Source organism: Shewanella abyssi, assembly GCF_023284025.1.
Lineage (GTDB): Bacteria > Pseudomonadota > Gammaproteobacteria > Enterobacterales > Shewanellaceae > Shewanella > Shewanella abyssi.
The window spans coordinates 33,294-49,910 of record NZ_JAKIKR010000015.1; the positions used below are offsets into that span (position 1 = coordinate 33,294).

General features: G+C 43.6%; 16 protein-coding genes. 11 read left to right on the forward strand and 5 right to left on the reverse strand.

Going from position 1 to position 16,617, the window contains the following annotated elements; genetic code table 11:
* Nucleotides 1-552: 552 nt before the first annotated feature.
* On the forward strand, nt 553-2,058 hold the full coding sequence (locus L2755_RS08725; RefSeq protein ID WP_248980300.1) for a flavocytochrome c: 1,506 nt from the start codon (nt 553-555) through the stop codon (nt 2,056-2,058).
* Entirely contained in the window at nt 2,058-2,408 is a 351-nt protein-coding gene (locus tag L2755_RS08730) for a cytochrome c3 family protein (RefSeq protein ID WP_248980301.1), read from the forward strand. The genes L2755_RS08725 and L2755_RS08730 overlap by 1 nt, the downstream gene beginning before the upstream one ends.
* Before the next feature lie 355 nt (nt 2,409-2,763).
* Here the strand turns inward: L2755_RS08730 and L2755_RS08735 are convergent, their stop codons facing one another.
* Nucleotides 2,764-3,600: a mechanosensitive ion channel family protein gene (locus tag L2755_RS08735; RefSeq protein WP_248980302.1), complete on the reverse strand. Its 837-nt coding sequence runs from the start codon at nt 3,598-3,600 to the stop codon at nt 2,764-2,766.
* 211 nt (nt 3,601-3,811) lie between these two features.
* Here L2755_RS08735 and L2755_RS08740 point away from each other — a divergent pair, with 211 nt between their 5' ends.
* Complete coding sequence (locus L2755_RS08740; RefSeq protein WP_248980303.1) at nt 3,812-4,270, forward strand: hypothetical protein; 459 nt, start codon at nt 3,812-3,814, stop codon at nt 4,268-4,270.
* A gap of 46 nt (nt 4,271-4,316) precedes the next feature.
* On the opposite strand, the gene L2755_RS08745 is transcribed toward L2755_RS08740, so the two are convergent.
* Nucleotides 4,317-4,532 carry an HP1242/YdcH family protein gene (locus tag L2755_RS08745; protein WP_248980304.1) on the reverse strand — a complete coding sequence of 72 codons (216 nt, stop codon included), beginning with the start codon at nt 4,530-4,532 and terminating at the stop codon, nt 4,317-4,319.
* 375 nt (nt 4,533-4,907) lie between these two features.
* On the opposite strand from L2755_RS08745, the gene udp reads away from it, so the two are divergent.
* Nucleotides 4,908-5,666: a uridine phosphorylase gene (gene udp / locus L2755_RS08750; RefSeq protein ID WP_248980305.1), complete on the forward strand. Its 759-nt coding sequence runs from the start codon at nt 4,908-4,910 to the stop codon at nt 5,664-5,666.
* Nucleotides 5,667-5,762: 96 nt separating this feature from the next.
* Here udp and L2755_RS08755 read toward each other — a convergent pair whose 3' ends face one another.
* Together L2755_RS08755 and L2755_RS22380 are read right to left on the reverse strand one after the other, a co-directional pair.
* On the reverse strand, nt 5,763-6,515 hold the full coding sequence (locus L2755_RS08755) for an outer membrane protein OmpK (RefSeq protein ID WP_248980306.1): 753 nt from the start codon (nt 6,513-6,515) through the stop codon (nt 5,763-5,765).
* Between the two features lie 422 nt (nt 6,516-6,937).
* Nucleotides 6,938-6,997 (reverse strand): hypothetical protein, encoded by a 60-nt coding sequence (locus tag L2755_RS22380; RefSeq protein ID WP_428847785.1) that lies wholly within the window; start codon nt 6,995-6,997, stop codon nt 6,938-6,940.
* Nucleotides 6,998-7,228: 231 nt separating this feature from the next.
* Here L2755_RS22380 and L2755_RS08760 point away from each other — a divergent pair, with 231 nt between their 5' ends.
* From L2755_RS08760 to L2755_RS08775, 4 genes are all read left to right on the forward strand, one after another.
* Nucleotides 7,229-7,705, forward strand: coding sequence for an NfeD family protein (locus L2755_RS08760; RefSeq protein ID WP_248980307.1), 477 nt, complete (start codon nt 7,229-7,231; stop codon nt 7,703-7,705).
* Nucleotides 7,706-7,746: 41 nt separating this feature from the next.
* Entirely contained in the window at nt 7,747-8,676 is a 930-nt protein-coding gene (locus L2755_RS08765) for an SPFH domain-containing protein (protein ID WP_248980308.1), read from the forward strand.
* Nucleotides 8,676-9,617, forward strand: coding sequence for an SPFH domain-containing protein (locus L2755_RS08770; RefSeq protein ID WP_248980309.1), 942 nt, complete (start codon nt 8,676-8,678; stop codon nt 9,615-9,617). The genes L2755_RS08765 and L2755_RS08770 overlap by 1 nt, the downstream gene beginning before the upstream one ends.
* 226 nt (nt 9,618-9,843) lie before the next feature.
* Complete coding sequence (locus L2755_RS08775) at nt 9,844-10,257, forward strand: NUDIX hydrolase (protein ID WP_248980310.1); 414 nt, start codon at nt 9,844-9,846, stop codon at nt 10,255-10,257.
* Here the strand turns inward: L2755_RS08775 and L2755_RS08780 are convergent.
* Complete coding sequence (locus L2755_RS08780) at nt 10,241-12,376, reverse strand: putative bifunctional diguanylate cyclase/phosphodiesterase (RefSeq protein ID WP_248980311.1); 2,136 nt, start codon at nt 12,374-12,376, stop codon at nt 10,241-10,243. The genes L2755_RS08775 and L2755_RS08780 overlap by 17 nt on opposite strands.
* Nucleotides 12,377-12,885: 509 nt before the next feature.
* On the opposite strand from L2755_RS08780, the gene L2755_RS08785 reads away from it, so the two are divergent.
* The 3 genes from L2755_RS08785 (at nt 12,886) to ubiA (ending at nt 16,547) form a co-directional block, all read left to right on the forward strand.
* Nucleotides 12,886-13,239, forward strand: coding sequence for a RidA family protein (locus L2755_RS08785; RefSeq protein WP_248980312.1), 354 nt, complete (start codon nt 12,886-12,888; stop codon nt 13,237-13,239).
* A 169-nt stretch (nt 13,240-13,408) separates the two neighbouring features.
* A complete protein-coding gene (gene uvrD, locus L2755_RS08790; RefSeq protein ID WP_248980313.1) occupies nt 13,409-15,574 on the forward strand; it encodes a DNA helicase II in 2,166 nt (721 codons plus the stop codon).
* Between the two features lie 109 nt (nt 15,575-15,683).
* A complete protein-coding gene (gene ubiA, locus L2755_RS08795; RefSeq protein WP_248980314.1) occupies nt 15,684-16,547 on the forward strand; it encodes a 4-hydroxybenzoate octaprenyltransferase in 864 nt (287 codons plus the stop codon).
* Nucleotides 16,548-16,617 lie beyond the last annotated feature (70 nt).

Consider the following 16,617-nt stretch of genomic DNA (forward strand, 5'->3'; position numbering starts at 1 on the left):
TCACACTGACAATTAACTATTCCAATTTAAGTGATGACAACCGTCCTGACAGCGTGAGAAAAACAAGCTGCACTGATAGAGCACAGTGACAATAATCTTGAAAAACCGTTTACCTCACAAATTTGATAATTCGAATCCCGCTAGCTGTGAGACTAAAACAATGTGTCATGCCTTACTATTTTCAAAATTGAGCTCAGGAATCTAACTTTATTTGGCCTCCATTCATGGTCTGACGATAATAAAATTGACCGATTGATATTAAATACAACATCTAACAATAGCCAATTAGAGGTTGGTTAATGGCCGTTTTTTGTCTGTTACGCCTTGATTTTTTAGTAACAAATAAAATAGCACGCTCAAGTAGAGACAGTTCAAAAACGTTAAATGCACCGTTATTTAAATTAAGAATCTGAAACCTGAATTAATAATCTAGTCACTTACAGTAGGTATTCCCTCTCCTTATACCACGGTATATCAGGTAGGTATCACAAACCAAAAACAACTAAATCCATATTATCCAGCACAAGTAGATATAAGTTGATGAGGAATATAATGAAAAGACGAGAATTTATAACTAGAAGTATAGGCGTTACAGCGGCTATGACCTTACCTTTTTCGGCTAAGGCTGATACATCAGTAAAACATTGGGATCGCGAATATGATCTCGTTATCGTCGGTAGTGGTTTCGCAGGATTGTCTGCTGCATATTCAGCGAATAAAGCCGGCTTAAAGAACATTTTAGTTATTGAAAAAATGATGGCATGGGGTGGTGCGTCAGCTATCTGTGGCGGTATTGCTTGTATGCCAAATACCCCATTACAGAAAAAACACGGTATCGAAGACTCACCAGAGCTTTTGGTGAAGGACATGCTCAAAGTGGGTCATAAGTTCAACCATCTTGCGCTTGCAGAGACTATGGCAACACAAGCCTATACAGCATATGACATGATGATAGAGTGCGGTGTTGAGTTTAAAGACAAACTACTTCGTCTCGGTAGCCACAGCGCGCCACGAGGTCATATCCCAGTGGGTGCGTCAGGGGGAGCAATCGTAGTACCTATGCACAAATATTTACTCAAAAAAGGGGTCCAGTTCCAAAACCGCACTAATGTATCTTCAATCCTTCGCGATAAAGATAACGGCATTAGTGGTGTTGAAGTTCAGACTGATTTTGAGCATACATCTGGAGAGTTCAGGAACGAGTTTTCCTATAAATCACGTCATGGCGTAGTGATTGCCACAGGCGGTTGGGGCAGTGATAAGCAGTTCATTAAGACGACTATGCCCTCTTATGCTGACCTAAGATCAACAGCTCAGTCTGGCGCTACGGCTGGGATGATTAAATCATTGCTGTCTATAGGTTCTCTACCTGTAATGTTGGACATGTACCAGTTAGGCCCTTGGGGGTCACCAGATGAACGTCCTGCAGGTCCTGGTGCATTCTTTGCTGATTATGCCTTCGCCGAGGGTATTGCTGTTGATCCTATGACGGGTAAGCGTTTCTCAAATGAACTAGCATCTCGTCGTGATCGTTCAGAAGCTCAGATGGTTGTTATGGAGCAAGGCACTAAAGATAAGCCGAACTACCCATTCACTTTCTGTAGTGAAGAAACAACAACCCGTGCAGAAGGATTCCATGCCGCTTACCGTGATGGTGCGGTGTTCAAGACTAACTCAATTGCGGAGTTAGCTGAATTCCATGGGGTTAAGAACGTAACAGCATTAACCCAGTCTATTGCTGATTGGAATAAGATCGTCAAAGGTGCAGTAGACCCATACAACAAACCATTGGATGTAAGAACCGAGTTAAAAGCGCCATTCTACTCATTTAGACTCTCACCGGTATTGCATTATTGTATGGGTGGTGTCGCGATAACGCCTAATGCAGAAGTCATTGATGCAACGACTTGTGAGCCGATAAAAGGCCTATTTGCCGCGGGAGAAATCTCTGGAGGCGTTCACGGTATGGATCGTCTCGGTGGTTGTTCGTCCGTTGACGGCTTAGTTTTTGGTCAAATTGCAGGTAGAACTGCAGCAAATTATAAGGCGAATGCATAATGAAAACCTCTTTTGCCATTGCAGCTATCGCAGTGTTATTGTCTTGCAGTGTTTGGGCCGCTCCCAACGTTATTAAGCCCCATCACGTAGAAGCGTTAGGTAGTGACATGAATTGTCGCACCTGCCACACAACCAAAGGTAAGTTTCAACGCCCTGATGCTCAAACTTGTATTGACTGCCATGGAGGGATGGCTGACATTCCGACGCAGCCTAATCGTTGGGATAAAAATCCACATAATTCACACCATTATGAAGACTTACTTGAGTGTACAGTGTGTCATTCTGAGCACAAAGCCTCTAAACCTCTTTGTGTAGATTGTCATGTAGTGGAGTTTCCTAACCTAAAATAAGTGTGTTAATTGGGTTGTTGAACTCTCTCGATTGTTTTCTGCTGTTCATAGGCTGTGATTTTTCGCACTGTCTTTAATGTAGAAGTAATCAAGAAAACAACCCATTAGCTTCGTTGCAATGCTTCTATTACTACGCTATGAATTTTCGCTTATCCTGCTGCGAAACATTCAAGCCAGATACTACAAGCATTGTATTCGAAGAATAGTTCTCATCGATTTAGAGCTTTGCATATTTAAATAGCGGTAGATTTTGATTTTCTCACTGCAATGGTTAGTTCGACGTGGCAGAGAGGACTCTAGTTTATAGGAGGAAGATAGGCTGAGCCCGAAAAATTACAGGCCCTAATTGAACGGATTAAGGCTCTTGGATATGGATCTCTTTCACTGGGCAGGGGAACTCTATTTCTGCCAGTTTTAGGGCCTTCATTATGCGGGAGTTTGTCTGGTATTTATCTTGGAAGTAACTTTCGGTTGCGACCCAATAACGGATGCCAATTTCAATACCGATGCTATTAAAGTCATTTATGCCGACTTGGGCATGCTCTGCATTACTGACATGGGGACTGTCCGCCAACACTTTCGATAGTATTGCGACCACGGCGTCGGGATCGGATTTATAACTAATATTAAGTTCAGTTTCGACCAGTTTATTGGCAAATGAATTATGCAATACTTCGCCAACAATATGCTTATTAGGCACATTTATCTGTTCGCCATCTTCATTGGTTAATACGGTCATGCCTAAGTGGATGTCTTTGACTAAGCCGCTTACCCCTTGCACTTCTATGGTGTTACCGACAATGAAGGGGCGTGTCACTATAATGGTGATACCCGCTGCATAGTTGGCTAACATGCCTTGCATCGCTAGACCTGCACCCAAGGATGCGGCACCTATTGCTGCGACCATTGGGGTGACGCTAATACCTAGTTTTCCTAGTGCGATTACACCGACTAATATGATCACTAGAATACGCACAAAATTACTGGTGAAATTACTGAGGGTAATATCCAACTCATGCTTTTCGAAAAGGCGGGTGACAAGGTTAGACGCTTTAGCGGCAACCCATAAACCGATGAGAAAAATCAGTGTGGCGCCTAAAATACTAAAACTATACTGCACGATAAACTCAGTGATCATGTTATAGGCATTTTGTAGTTGAGCAATCTCTTGATCTAAACCTTGTTCGTTCATTCTTTGGTCCTTTAAGACAACATTTTCACTTTGCAGCTTACTGAAGTTACACCGCTTTGTAACTTGCTATTTACGTAGCCGATATTACGTTTTCAACTTTTACACGGCTATTTAACTAACCGTGAAGACGATCATAATTTAAAGCTAACTTCATGTGATATTAATAATAATGGGTTATTCTCAAAGCTAATGCTAATTAACGAGATCAACAATGAAAGCGATTATTCTGATTCTATGCAGTTTGCTTATCACCCCAGCGTGGGCCAATACGTATGTTGTTGGCGACCAGATGGAAACGTTGAAACTTCAAGATCAATATGAAGCCGATTATGCGATTGATAGTAGCATCCAGCAGGTGCTATTTAGTCGCAGCATGGATGGTGGCACTATCATTCAAACTGCGTTAGACGAGCAACCTGAGTTGTATAACGAGGGTGATTTGGCTTATGTTGCTGATGTCAGTGGTATGCCTTCACTAATTGCGCGTTTTGTGGCGATCCCACAGTTTAAGAAATTTAGCTATCGTGTGGCACTCGATCGAGATGGTGAGATCACCAAAGCGCTCCCCACTCAAGAAGATCAAGCCACGCTAATTCAAATTAGCGACAACAAAATTACCCGAATCAGCTATTTTTACTCAGCAGAGTCATTGTTAGAGGCGTTGAAATAAGCGCATTAAAAAGGCGCGATAAGCGCCTTTTTTAGTGGGTTAATGATTAAGCAGAATGCCCCTTCAAAATATCGTAAAGCTCCTCTTTCAAATGCAACTTCTGTAGTTTTAGCTCGTGCACTTCTGGGGTGTAATCGCTAGCGCTGTGTTGTTCCAGGCTTTTAATCTCCTCATCGAGTAGATTGTGCTTGTTAAACTTTTTCTGAAAATGAGCATCTGAAGTCTTAAGTGTACTGATCAAATCTCTATATTCTGGAAACATGCAGGCTGTCCTTTTACTGATATTTTCGTCGGTTCAATTTTAAATTAGCGCGTTTACTTCAACTAAAGTGTGAGGTGGATCGTGTTCTGCGGCTTTGCTTTTAGGGTTTGAACTGAAAATTTATAATCTACTGTTTTTAATGTGTTTATTAACGGATGTTCACTGTAGGAATTTGTTCATTGATATCAACTGGCACTCTGCAGTGCAGCTGCTATATTTTTACCACTCTATAGTTATTGTTTTGGTAACTAGATTACGACAATTCATTTACTCTTGGCAGGAAAAATGTGATCCAGTTAACCTTATCGCGGTCGATACTAGGTTAAAGTCGATTTATTAAGAATTTTATAATCAAAATTGAAAGGGGTTTTCACAATGTCTGATGTATTTCATTTAGGCTTAACCAAAGAGATGTTGGACGGTGCTAGCTTGGCGATTGTGCCCGGTGATCCAGAGCGCGTTAAACGCATTGCAGAGTTAATGGACAATGCAACATTTCTAGCCAGCCACCGCGAGTACACTAGTTATCTAGCATATATAGATGGCAAGCCTGTTGTTATTTGTTCTACAGGGATTGGTGGTCCGTCAACCTCTATTGCAGTTGAAGAGCTAGCACAACTAGGTGTGCGTACCTTCTTACGCGTTGGAACTACAGGTGCAATTCAGCCACAGGTCAATGTTGGTGATGTTATTGTCACGCAAGCGTCTGTCCGTTTGGATGGTGCAAGCTTGCATTTTGCCCCAATGGAATACCCTGCTGTGGCAGACTTTGAATGTACAACGGCTATGGTTGCGGCTTGCCGCGATGCAGGTCTAGAGCCTCATATCGGTATCACAGCTTCATCAGATACCTTCTACCCAGGACAAGAGCGTTACGATACGGTTTCAGGCCGCATTACTCGTCAGTTCAAAGGGTCGATGCAAGAGTGGCAAGATCTTGGTGTGCTCAACTATGAAATGGAGTCTTCGACTCTGTTCACTATGTGTGCTTCACAAGGTTGGCGCGCAGCCTGTGTTGCGGGTGTCATTGTAAACCGCACACAACAAGAGATCCCAGATGAGGCTACGATGAAGAAAACAGAAGTAAGTGCTGTTTCTATCGTCGTGGCAGCAGCGAAAAAGCTGTTGGCTTAGGCCGTAGCAGATTCGCTATAAGAGGGTCTATTAGCGAATAAAAAAAGGCGCATTATGCGCCTTTTTTATTGTTATAAACTGGAGTTAAAGCGCTACTTAGAAGTGATATTTAGCAATCACAGAGTAGGTGTTTTGATCGATACCATCGACGCCATATTTGTTTTTCCAGTAATCATATTCGATACCCACAAACAGCTTATTCTTCTTATGCTCACCGAAAACAATGGCACCCAAGTCATACTTTAGCTGTGGGTTGAAGTGGAAGTTGCTCTCATATGCATCTTCATCAGTGGCAAATACCCAATCAAAGAAACCATCAAATACGATGTTAGAGTCACCGACTGGGAAGTCCATTCTAAATGCTGGAGTTAGCTGCCAACCATCACTAATATTGTCGCTACCAGTGGCATGTCTGCGGTAGGTATTGAGCTGAAAATAACTGAAGCCAGGTACATTAATATCCATACCTACACCATATAAAAAGCTCTTTACTGGGCCTTCACCCTCTTCAAAAGCTAATGCTAACGACAGATCGGTAATCGGCCCCATAGCCACTTTTTCACCTAGGATCTTGCTCGCACTCAAGCGCGTCGATATCTCACCATAGGTGGTGCTATCTTTGCCGGCATTTGAGCCGTTAAAGTAGATCACATCTTGGAAAGCAAACCAGTCACCATATTTCCAGTCGCCGGCGGTCTCAAAGGTAAATGTTGTTTGTGACTCGGACGGTGCTAAATCATAATTATCACCGTAAAGTGCGGTCACACTCGCATCCCACCAGTTAATCATGTTGTCAGCCATAGCTGTTGGACTCACTAATAGCGCTAGGCATAGCCAATTCTTATTCATCTCAAAACCTTTTTTAGTGCAGCTAACGCTGCTTATCTGTATGGGATTTTACACTCTATGGTGTATTCAATCATTGCTTTATTAATTAAGGGTAAAGTGAATACCAATTCCATTAAAGATGTGATTAATTCAGAGCTCTCTCAGGGCTTTCTATTTCAGGCGCATTGTGGAAGAAATGGTTATTCCCTTTTAAGACAATGCAACGCAGCAGTGAAAGTCCTGAGAAGCTCACGTTGTGCGGGTTTAAAATCACTTTATACTGCGCATGTGGTTCTCGATATAGAATCACTATTAGCTACAACCCACTTGCTTGCCTAAAGTGATTTTAATTCCTGCTGAATGAGCAACTACTTAATTGAATTGGTATAAGTTGAAACGCGCGTTATTTAGTCGTTTCAATGGCGATGAATATAGGCTGAAAGTTAGTAATATTCAAAGAGTTTGTTGCGCTTTCTTGCGCTAGATTTTAAATATTTTATTATGAAACATCATGGTGCTTAGTGTTCTGTGGGGCGATGGCGTTTCACTACCACCCTAGCGACCATTAGTAACATGCTTTTATTCAAGTGTTTACTGTTACACTCAGCGCCAAGGGCACACTTTGTAATCGCCGATGTTGAATCAAATTGTTAACAATATTGACATATTATGTCGCTATAAAAACAGACAACTGATATAGTCGGTAGCAGCACTCTTTCATTTCAGGGGGAAATATGGAGTTATCAAATCCAATCATGATCTGGGCCTGTATAGGTTTATTTTTAATGTTAGCGGAGATTATTTTACCTGGGGGTATTGTTATTCTCCTTGGTGCTGCTTGTTTAGTTGTTGCTGGAGGGTTAGCGACGGGCTTGGTTGAGGGGATCGTACAAAGTCTCACACTTTGGTTCATCACTTCTATGGTGTTAATGCTGCTGTTTAGACAAGTCACGCAAAAGCTTATTGGTGGAGATGCACACGTTGGTAATACAGATGAAGAGCTCGAACTCTATAATCAAATTGCTTTAGTCAAACAAACCATTGGGCCAGCACAAAAAACCGGCCGTATTGAGTTTCAAGGAAGTGAATGGCCCGCATTGGGAGACGGCAGTGAAATTGCTGAGGGTTCTCAAGTTAGGGTGATCTGTCGAGACAACATAGCGTTAGTCGTCGAACCGTTAGTAGAGAGAGTTGAAGATTTAGCTAAATAATTCAACTATTACACTGTCGATATTAGGGAAGGGATCTATACATGTTTATATTTACACTGTTTGTTCTATTTGTTTTTTTCATTCTTTATAAGTTGTTACTCATCGTCCCTATGCGCGAAGTCAATGTTATTGAGCGCTTAGGTAAATTCCGTAATGTACTACAGCCGGGCTTTCATTTTCTAATCCCATTTTTTGATCGGGTTGCTTATAAACATGAGATCCGTGAGCAGGTACTCGATGTTCCGCCGCAAAGCTGTATTTCAAAAGACAATACCCAACTGGAAGTGGATGGGCTGGTCTATCTCAAAGTGATGGACGGTAAGCTTGCTAGTTACGGTATTGAGGACTATCGCCGTGCTGCGGTCAATCTAGCACAAACCACAATGCGTTCTGAGATCGGTAAATTGAATTTGAGTCAGACGTTCTCGGAACGAGATAGTCTTAACGAATCTATTGTGCGCGAGATTGATAAAGCCTCTGATCCTTGGGGGATCAAAGTGCTTCGTTACGAAATTAAGAATATTACCCCATCTAGAAAAGTGATTCATACACTAGAGAAGCAGATGGAGGCAGAGCGTCGCAAGCGTGCCGAAATCACTTTAGCCAATGCAGAAAAGGCCGCGATGATAAACCTATCTCAAGGTGAACGTCAGGAAGCCATTAACCTATCTGAAGGTGAAAAGCAGCGCCGCATTAACGAAGCGAAAGGTATGGGGCAAGAGATCACCATTATTGCTAAAGCTAAAACAGAGGGGATGGAGCTCGTCTCCGCTGCATTAGCCCTAGATGGCGGCAATGAAGCGATGAATATGCAGCTAAAAGAGCAGTTCATCAATCAAATAGGCAAGATTTTGCATGAAGCGGACGTCTCGATCGTGCCTGCAGAGCTGGCTAAGTTAGAAGGCTTTTTCGAAGGTATGGAGCAAGTGACTCATGCCGTGTCTGCCAATTCAGTGAAAGGAACACGCTAATGATTGCTGCAATTAATACTGATTTGATCGTACTGGCAATTTGGGGACTTATCTTTGCCATCTTCGTTGTTAAGTTGTTTCAATCAATTCGATTGGTACCGACTAAATCTGCCTACATTGTTGAACGTCTAGGTAAATATCATTCGACACTAGATGCTGGATTCCATGCGCTGATCCCATTTGTTGATAAAGTTTCCTACATTCATGATCTCAAAGAAGAAACTATTGATGTGCCGCCACAAGAGTGTTTTTCATGTGACGAGGTCAATGTTGAAGTCGATGGGGTTATCTATATCTCAGTGACCGATCCAGTAAAGGCGAGTTATGGCGTGGTCGATTATCGCTTTGCAGCAATTCAGTTGGCGCAAACAACGACTCGCTCAGTGATTGGAACCCTTGATCTTGACCGTACATTCGAAGAGCGTGATGTGATTAGTGCTAAGGTTGTTGAAGTACTAGATCAGGCTGGTGCTCTTTGGGGGATCCGTGTTCATCGTTATGAAATTAAAAATATCACCCCACCAGAAACGGTCAAGAATGCGATGGAGATGCAGGTTAATGCCGAGCGTGAAAAGCGCGCACTACTCGCCAAAAGTGAAGGTGATAAGCAAAGTAAGATTAACCGCTCTGAAGGTGTAAAGACCGAGACCATTAACCATTCAGAAGGTGAGATGCAGCGCCGCATCAATGAAGCCGAAGGTAAGGGCGAAGAGATCTTAACTATCGCTCGTGCAACGGCTGAATCAATCGAGCGTATGGCATCTGTTATTGCAGCTCCTGGCGGTAAGAATGTTGTGCGTATGCAGTTAGGAGCACAATATCTCAAGCAGATGGATGGACTTAGCTCTAGCAAGAGCAAGGTTGTTTTGCCGGGTAATATGATGGATTTTGACCACTGGATGAATAGTATCGGCCTAGAAGAATCGCAGCCGAAAAACTAATACTTTTCGCTTAATCAACAGTTGATTAAGGTTTGAGCAATCCGACAATAATGCTAGTTTCTAATGGAGCTAGCATTTTTTTTAGCCAATATTGCGCTTAATGGGAACTCTCACCTACAGGGCAAACAAGTGCACGTAAGGCCGTAAGTGAAATCAGTTCAATATCAGTCTTTGTTGCTCTGAAGATAATGGCGATGAACAATTTTAACGGGATGAGGCAGATTGTATGGCTTTTGATGATAAATTTAGACTGAGTTGCCACGCGGTGATATTGCGAGAAGGTGCTAATGAGGCCGAGGTTTTATTACTTAAAGCCACATATGGATCGCTGTCATGGGGCTTACCTGGTGGGGCGCTAGAGCCCGCAGAGACAATTCATCAGGCACTTATTCGAGAATGTCGTGAGGAGCTAGGACTCACCATCAAGATTAACTATTTGACCGGGGTTTATTATCACAGTGCCTATGACTCGCAAGCATTTCTGTTTAAATGTGAAATGGATGAATTTGATAAAATTAAATTAAGTGATGAACACTCACAATATCTATTCATGCCCATCTCCTTGCTTTCTGCAGTACAGAGAACCAGAGTGGTTGATTGCATCGAATTTAACGGAGCGGTGATTAGCCGTAAGTTTTAACCCGTTTATCTTCTACCCTTTCGATATGGGGGGTAAACTCAATTTGGGCACTCCTCTTGTAGTGTTCGCCTATCTCCAATAAGTCATCAAACACCACGGGTTTACTGATTAAAAATCCCTGAGCATAATCGCACATCATAAAACTCAACTCGTCGAGTTGCTCTTGGGTTTCGACACCCTCTGCAATCACCCGGATCCCCAGTGCGTGAGCCATCTCAATGGTGGCAATAATCAGCTCTTTGCTAGTATCATCACTGTTCATATCTTTGATGAAACTACGATCAATTTTGAGGATTTGGAATGGATAAGTACGCAGGTAGCTGAGTGATGAGTACCCGGTACCAAAGTCATCCATAGAGATACAGAAACCGGCTTTGCTGAGTGCCATTAAGGCATCAAGGGTGTAGGCATGGCCACTTAACAGCACGCCTTCAGTGATCTCGAGCTCTAAGTCTTTAGGCTGCATACCTAACTGGCTTACGCTATCGATAATGAGCTTGACTAAGTTCGGATTTCTAAACTGTCTCGGTGACAGGTTAATGGCTATTCTGAAATTGTCATCGAAGGTTTTCTGCCACGTTTGTGCAGCCTCTAATGCACGATGCAGAATAAATTCCCCCATAGGTTCTATCACACCCGTCTGCTCGGCAATAGGGATAAACTCGGCGGGCGATACGCTGCCAAGGACTGGATTATCCCACCTTAGCAGGGCTTCGGCGCCCATGATGCTGCCATCGCGGATGTCGAGCTGAATTTGGTAATGAACCTGCAATTCACCGCGCTCTAGCGCACCGTGGATCTGCTCCTCAATGGCTAATCGCCGAGAAACCTCTTTGTTCATCGCATGGGTGAAGTAAGAATAGGTATTACGACCAATACTCTTGGTATGGTACATTGCGGAATCTGCATTTCTGAGTAGCTCTGATGGCGTCATGCCATCATTAGGGTAAATGGCAATACCAATACTGGCAGTCAATATTAGCTGGCGGTTATCGATATAGAATGGCTTTCTGAAGCCGCCAATCAGATTTTCAGCTAAAGGTTGAGCGTCATCGGCACAGGATAACCCGTCGAGCAAGATAATGAATTCGTCTCCCCCTAAACGACCTACGGTATCCTCTTTACGTGTTGCTTTCATCAATCGGTCGGCGGCGGTAATCAGCAGTTGGTCACCGGCCTCATGGCCCAATGAATCATTAATTTTTTTGAAGTCATCTAGATCAAGAAAGATAACAGCTAGCATTTTTCCACTACGCTCAGTTGACTCTACCAGTTGCTCTAAGCGCCTAAGGGCAAGAAAACGGTTAGGCAGATCGGTTAAGGCATCATAATGTGCTTGGTGACGAATTAAGGCTTCGGCTTCTAGGCGTTCACTATTGTCATGGAAGGAGATAACAGCACCTATTTTGTTGTTGTTAAATGTCATTGGGTGAGACCAGAATTCAACAGGAAAGCTACTACCGTCGGCGCGCCAAAAGTGGTCTTCTTTTAGGTGGATGTCGCGTTTCTCTTGCGGATCAATAATTGAGCTAGCTATTGCTCGCTCATCATCAGGGTTTTGATGGATTAGGCTACGCATATTACAGGCGATCAGTTGTTCTTCACTGCGGTAACCCAATAGTTTTACGCATTGAGGATTGGCAAATATACAACGACCATTTTCATCAACACCATATATAGCCGCAGCAGCAGAGTTTAAAATGGCCGACAGCAGGTGGTTTTTGTTAAGGATCGTTTTTTTATTGGTATCTTCTTTGGCGGAGATATCTTGTAAGCGACTGAACATGTGGTTAAGTTCGACCTCTAATTCACTTAACTCGCCATATTCACCTATTTTATTGCGGCTATTAAGGTCTCCATTTGACCAACGACGCACACAGCGAGTGAGATGGCGTATTCGAGGGGTGATCGCCAATAATTGGTAGAGGCTAACACTTAATACAGCGGCATTAGCTAGGCAAAATAGGGTTACTGCAAATATCAGAATAAAGTCAAATGGAGGTTTAACAACAAAAATATATATTGCCAAACAGAGTGAAATTACACTGATGACTGAAAGAGTAACCTGCCAAGGTTTTAGTGTATGTCGTTTTAGTGTGTATCGTTTCATTGTTAGCATGCGCATTTCCTAACGTTGAGTTGTAAAAACAGCATATCCTTTGAAAGATCCCCAAGGGAAATGCTGCGGTTCTAGCGCCGCTTTTTTAACAGCAGCTTAGTGTTGAGGAGATCAATGAGATCGCCAAACCACCCTAAAACGCCTTGGAGGGGAGGCTTTTTGAGGAGGGGGAATAAAGTCTTTAGAATAACTCCCATCATGACTAAACACCGATTTAGGTGAGTCAATATACACATGTGGGAAGCTTGGTTAGAGTTAGAGTTAGAGTTAGAGTTAGAGTTAGAGTTAGCGGCCATTTTAGTCCTTTAAAATAGAAGAAATCAGTCCTTGATTACTTGCCTTGCCGATTAAGTATAGGATCGAATTTATGAAACAGGAAACACACAATTATTCAATAGAACATCTATTTGAATGGTAAGTGTTTTTCACTGGTAAATTTACGCTTTAACACTAGAATCTTCTTTATAATTTGAAAAATAAGCTATTTAACTGAGGGGTATGAGTAAAAGATGAGTATAGAAAGAATTGAAACTACGAGTCGCATGAGTCGAATCGTTAAGCATAACGGTACTATCTATTTGTGTGGTCAGGTCTGTAAGGATGCTGAACAAGGGATCACCGAGCAAACGAGCTCAATGCTGGAAAAAGTCGATGCCTTGTTAGCGCAAGCGGGTAGTGATAAGGAACATATACTGTCAGCGACAATCTACGTTAAAGATATGCAGTATTTCGCCGAGATGAATGCCGTTTGGGATGCTTGGGTGTCAGAAGGTCATGCACCTGCGCGGGCTTGTGTTGCCGCTAAAATGGCACGGGAGGCGTTGTTGGTTGAAATATCGATAGTGGCTGCTGAAAAAGCCTAATGCTACAGCATCGAGGTGAGTGAAGAGTCATCTCGACCTTTAACTCGTGAATGTCAGTTATGCAGGAGCAATAACTGACCTTGATTAAAGCCCATTAAATTCCCACTGAAACCTGCACATTCACGTGGCTTGGGTATATACTGCCAGCTTGATTTTTTTGGAGGCAATAATGGACGTATCTACTTTACTAGACGGCCTAAATGACAAGCAGCGTGAAGCCGTAGGGGCTCCGCAATCGAGTATGTTGATCTTGGCCGGCGCGGGCAGTGGTAAAACTCGGGTGTTAACACACCGAATCGCTTGGTTAATGCAGGTCGAACAGCAAAGTCCCTATGCCATTTTGGCGGTAACCTTTACCAACAAAGCGGCCAAGGAGATGCGTGAGCGGGTAGAGAAAGTGGCTGGTGGCAATATGAGCCGCATGTGGATTGGCACATTCCACGGGTTAGCCCATCGATTACTGCGTACCCATTATAAAGATGCCAACCTGCCGCAGAGTTTCCAGATCTTAGATTCTGACGATCAACTGCGCTTGATCAAACGTATTTTAAAAAGCCTTCAGTTGGATGAAAAACAGTATCCTCCGAGACAGGCTCAAGGTTATATCAATGGCAAGAAAGACTTAGGTCTTCGCCCGTCACATATCGACGCTGGCGGCTTTCCGATAGAGCAAAATCTGCTTAAGATTTATCAGGTTTATCAAGATTCTTGCAACCGTGCCGGTCTGGTAGATTTTGCCGAAATCTTATTGCGAGCCCATGAACTTTGGCTTAACAAACCGCATATTCTGGACCATTATCAAGACCGATTTAAACATATTTTGGTGGATGAGTTTCAAGATACTAACGCCATTCAATATGCATGGATCCGTGTGCTCGCAGGCTCAAGCGCCAATGTGATGATAGTGGGTGATGATGACCAATCTATTTACGGTTGGCGTGGCGCTCAAGTAGAGAACTTACATAAATTTCTAGGCGATTTTCCTGCGGCGCAAACTATCCGTCTAGAGCAGAACTATCGCTCTAGCGGTAATATTCTAAACGCTTCCAATGAGCTTATTGCTAACAATCCAGATCGTATGGGTAAAAAACTGTGGACCGACGATAAAGACGGTGAGCCGATAGGGCTTTATTGTGCATTTAACGAGATGGACGAAGCACGGTTTATTGTGGGTCGCATTAACGACTGGCAAGACGAGGGCGGCAAGTTAGAAGATTGCGCCATCTTATATCGCTCGAACGCGCAATCCCGTGTACTCGAGGAAGCGTTATTGCATAAAGGCGTCGCCTACCGGATCTATGGTGGTCTACGATTTTTCGATCGCCAAGAGATTAAAGATGCGATGGGTTACCTGCGCCTCATCAGTAACAAAAATGATGATGCCGCCTTCGAGCGAGTGGTTAACACACCTGCACGCGGTATCGGTGGCCGAACGTTAGACATAATGCGTACCACTGCTCGCCAACAAGAGCTCACCATGTGGGACACTTGCCTGCGCTTACTTGAAGAAAAAGTCCTCAGCGGACGCGCGGCTAATGCAGTACGTGGTTTTATGGACTTGATTGTTGCTTTGCGAGTCGACACCGAAGAGTTGTCGCTGCACCGACGCACAGATCATGTGATCCAAGAGTCTGGCCTTAAGTTGATGTATGAGACTGAAAAAGGCGAAAAAGCGAGAGCTCGAGTAGAGAACTTAGAGGAGCTAGTGACTGCAGCGCGCAGCTTTATGGTACCTGAAGAGCTTGAAGATATGGGTGAGCTTAGTGCCTTTTTATCTCACGCTGCACTTGAAGCGGGCGAAGGACAAGCTGATGAGTTCACCGATGCGGTGCAGTTAATGACGTTGCACTCTGCCAAAGGTCTTGAGTTCCCAATGGTGTTTATGGCGGGCGTAGAGGAGGGGTTATTCCCTAGTCAAATGGCAATTGATGAAGGTGACCGACTCGATGAAGAGCGGCGCCTCTGTTATGTCGGCATGACCCGTGCAATGCAAAAACTCTACATCACCTATGCTGAATCTCGGCGTATTTATGGTCGAGAAAGCTTTGCACGGCCATCTCGATTTGTAAAAGAGATCCCAGAAAAATATGTACAAGAGATCCGTATGCGCACCCAAGTGTCGGCGCCTGCGGTCAGTACTCGCTTTAGTAAGCAAGATAGTTCGTTTAATGAATCAGGCTTTAAGATTGGCCAAAAAGTCAGTCATCCTAAATTTGGCGAAGGCGCGGTGACTAACTACGAAGGTAGCGGCGCTCAAGCTCGAATTCAGGTTAACTTCTTAGATGTTGGCAGCAAGTGGTTAGTCATTGCCTATGCACGCTTAGAGAAGGTGTAATAACGCTATTGTCACCGGATTGACGATAGCGGTTGAATACTGTTTCAGCTCAGTCATAATGCGGGTATAAATTACAGGCCGAAGACACGTTTTAGGAGAGCCTAATAAAATGAATTTAAGGGATAAATTGGATGTCTACCTGCGACTTACTCGCATAGACCGTCCCATTGGCACCTTGCTACTATTGTGGCCCTGCTTGATGGCGTTGATGTTTGCAGCAGGAGGCATGCCAGACATTAAAGTGCTGATTATCTTTATCGTTGGTGTCGTTGTGATGCGCGCTTGTGGCTGTGTGATCAATGACTACGCTGACAGAAACCTCGATGCACACGTTGAACGCACACAATCTAGACCCTTAGCCAGTGGCGAAATTAGCAGTAAAGAAGCACTGTTGTTGTTTGTCGTTATGGCGCTATTTGCATTCAGTCTGGTGTTGTTGTTAAACCCGCTGGTGGTCAAGCTTTCAGTTGTCGGTATTATTCTTACCATTATCTACCCCTTTACCAAGCGTTACACCAATATGCCACAGATGTTTTTGGGCACAGTCTGGAGCTGGTCTATCCCGATGGCTTATGCAGCACAAACAGGCTCTGTTCCGGTTGAAGCATGGTGGTTATTTGCAGCCAATTGGTGCTGGACGATCGCTTACGACACCATGTATGCCATGGTTGATCGTGATGATGATCTCAGGGTGGGTATCAAGTCGACGGCTATTTTATTTGGCCGATATGATCGACAAATCATTGCTGGATTTCAGATGGCAGCGCTTACCTGTTTTATTATTGCCGGGGCTATCGCCGGACGAGGTGAAATTTTTGGCTTAGGTATTTTGGCATTTATCGGTTTTGCGCTTTACCAGCAAAAACTGATTTATGGCCGCGAGAGAGCACCTTGCTTCAAGGCTTTCTTAAATAATAACTGGGCAGGAATGGTGCTTTTTGTCGCGCTAGGGCTAGATTACTTAGTTCTTTAGCTTAGCTGAACCCGATCTAACCTTGCTTCGGCAAGGTTAATACCATCAAAAAAACGTCTTCTCCTGAAGG

Bases quoted from the DNA above. Each gene is read 5' to 3' on its own strand.
- L2755_RS08765 (WP_248980308.1), top strand. From the start codon at position 7,747: ATGTTTATATTTACACTGTTTGTTCTATTTGTTTTTTTCATTCTTTAT.
- L2755_RS08745 (WP_248980304.1), bottom strand. From the start codon at position 4,532: ATGTTTCCAGAATATAGAGATTTGATCAGTACACTTAAGACTTCAGAT.
- udp (WP_248980305.1), top strand. From the start codon at position 4,908: ATGTCTGATGTATTTCATTTAGGCTTAACCAAAGAGATGTTGGACGGT.
- uvrD (WP_248980313.1), top strand. From the start codon at position 13,409: ATGGACGTATCTACTTTACTAGACGGCCTAAATGACAAGCAGCGTGAA.
- L2755_RS08730 (WP_248980301.1), top strand. From the start codon at position 2,058: ATGAAAACCTCTTTTGCCATTGCAGCTATCGCAGTGTTATTGTCTTGC.
- L2755_RS08785 (WP_248980312.1), top strand. From the start codon at position 12,886: ATGAGTATAGAAAGAATTGAAACTACGAGTCGCATGAGTCGAATCGTT.
- L2755_RS08780 (WP_248980311.1), bottom strand. From the start codon at position 12,376: ATGCTAACAATGAAACGATACACACTAAAACGACATACACTAAAACCT.
- L2755_RS08725 (WP_248980300.1), top strand. From the start codon at position 553: ATGAAAAGACGAGAATTTATAACTAGAAGTATAGGCGTTACAGCGGCT.
- ubiA (WP_248980314.1), top strand. From the start codon at position 15,684: ATGAATTTAAGGGATAAATTGGATGTCTACCTGCGACTTACTCGCATA.
- L2755_RS08770 (WP_248980309.1), top strand. From the start codon at position 8,676: ATGATTGCTGCAATTAATACTGATTTGATCGTACTGGCAATTTGGGGA.
- L2755_RS08755 (WP_248980306.1), bottom strand. From the start codon at position 6,515: ATGAATAAGAATTGGCTATGCCTAGCGCTATTAGTGAGTCCAACAGCT.
- L2755_RS08775 (WP_248980310.1), top strand. From the start codon at position 9,844: ATGGCTTTTGATGATAAATTTAGACTGAGTTGCCACGCGGTGATATTG.
- L2755_RS08740 (WP_248980303.1), top strand. From the start codon at position 3,812: ATGAAAGCGATTATTCTGATTCTATGCAGTTTGCTTATCACCCCAGCG.
- L2755_RS08735 (WP_248980302.1), bottom strand. From the start codon at position 3,600: ATGAACGAACAAGGTTTAGATCAAGAGATTGCTCAACTACAAAATGCC.
- L2755_RS08760 (WP_248980307.1), top strand. From the start codon at position 7,229: ATGGAGTTATCAAATCCAATCATGATCTGGGCCTGTATAGGTTTATTT.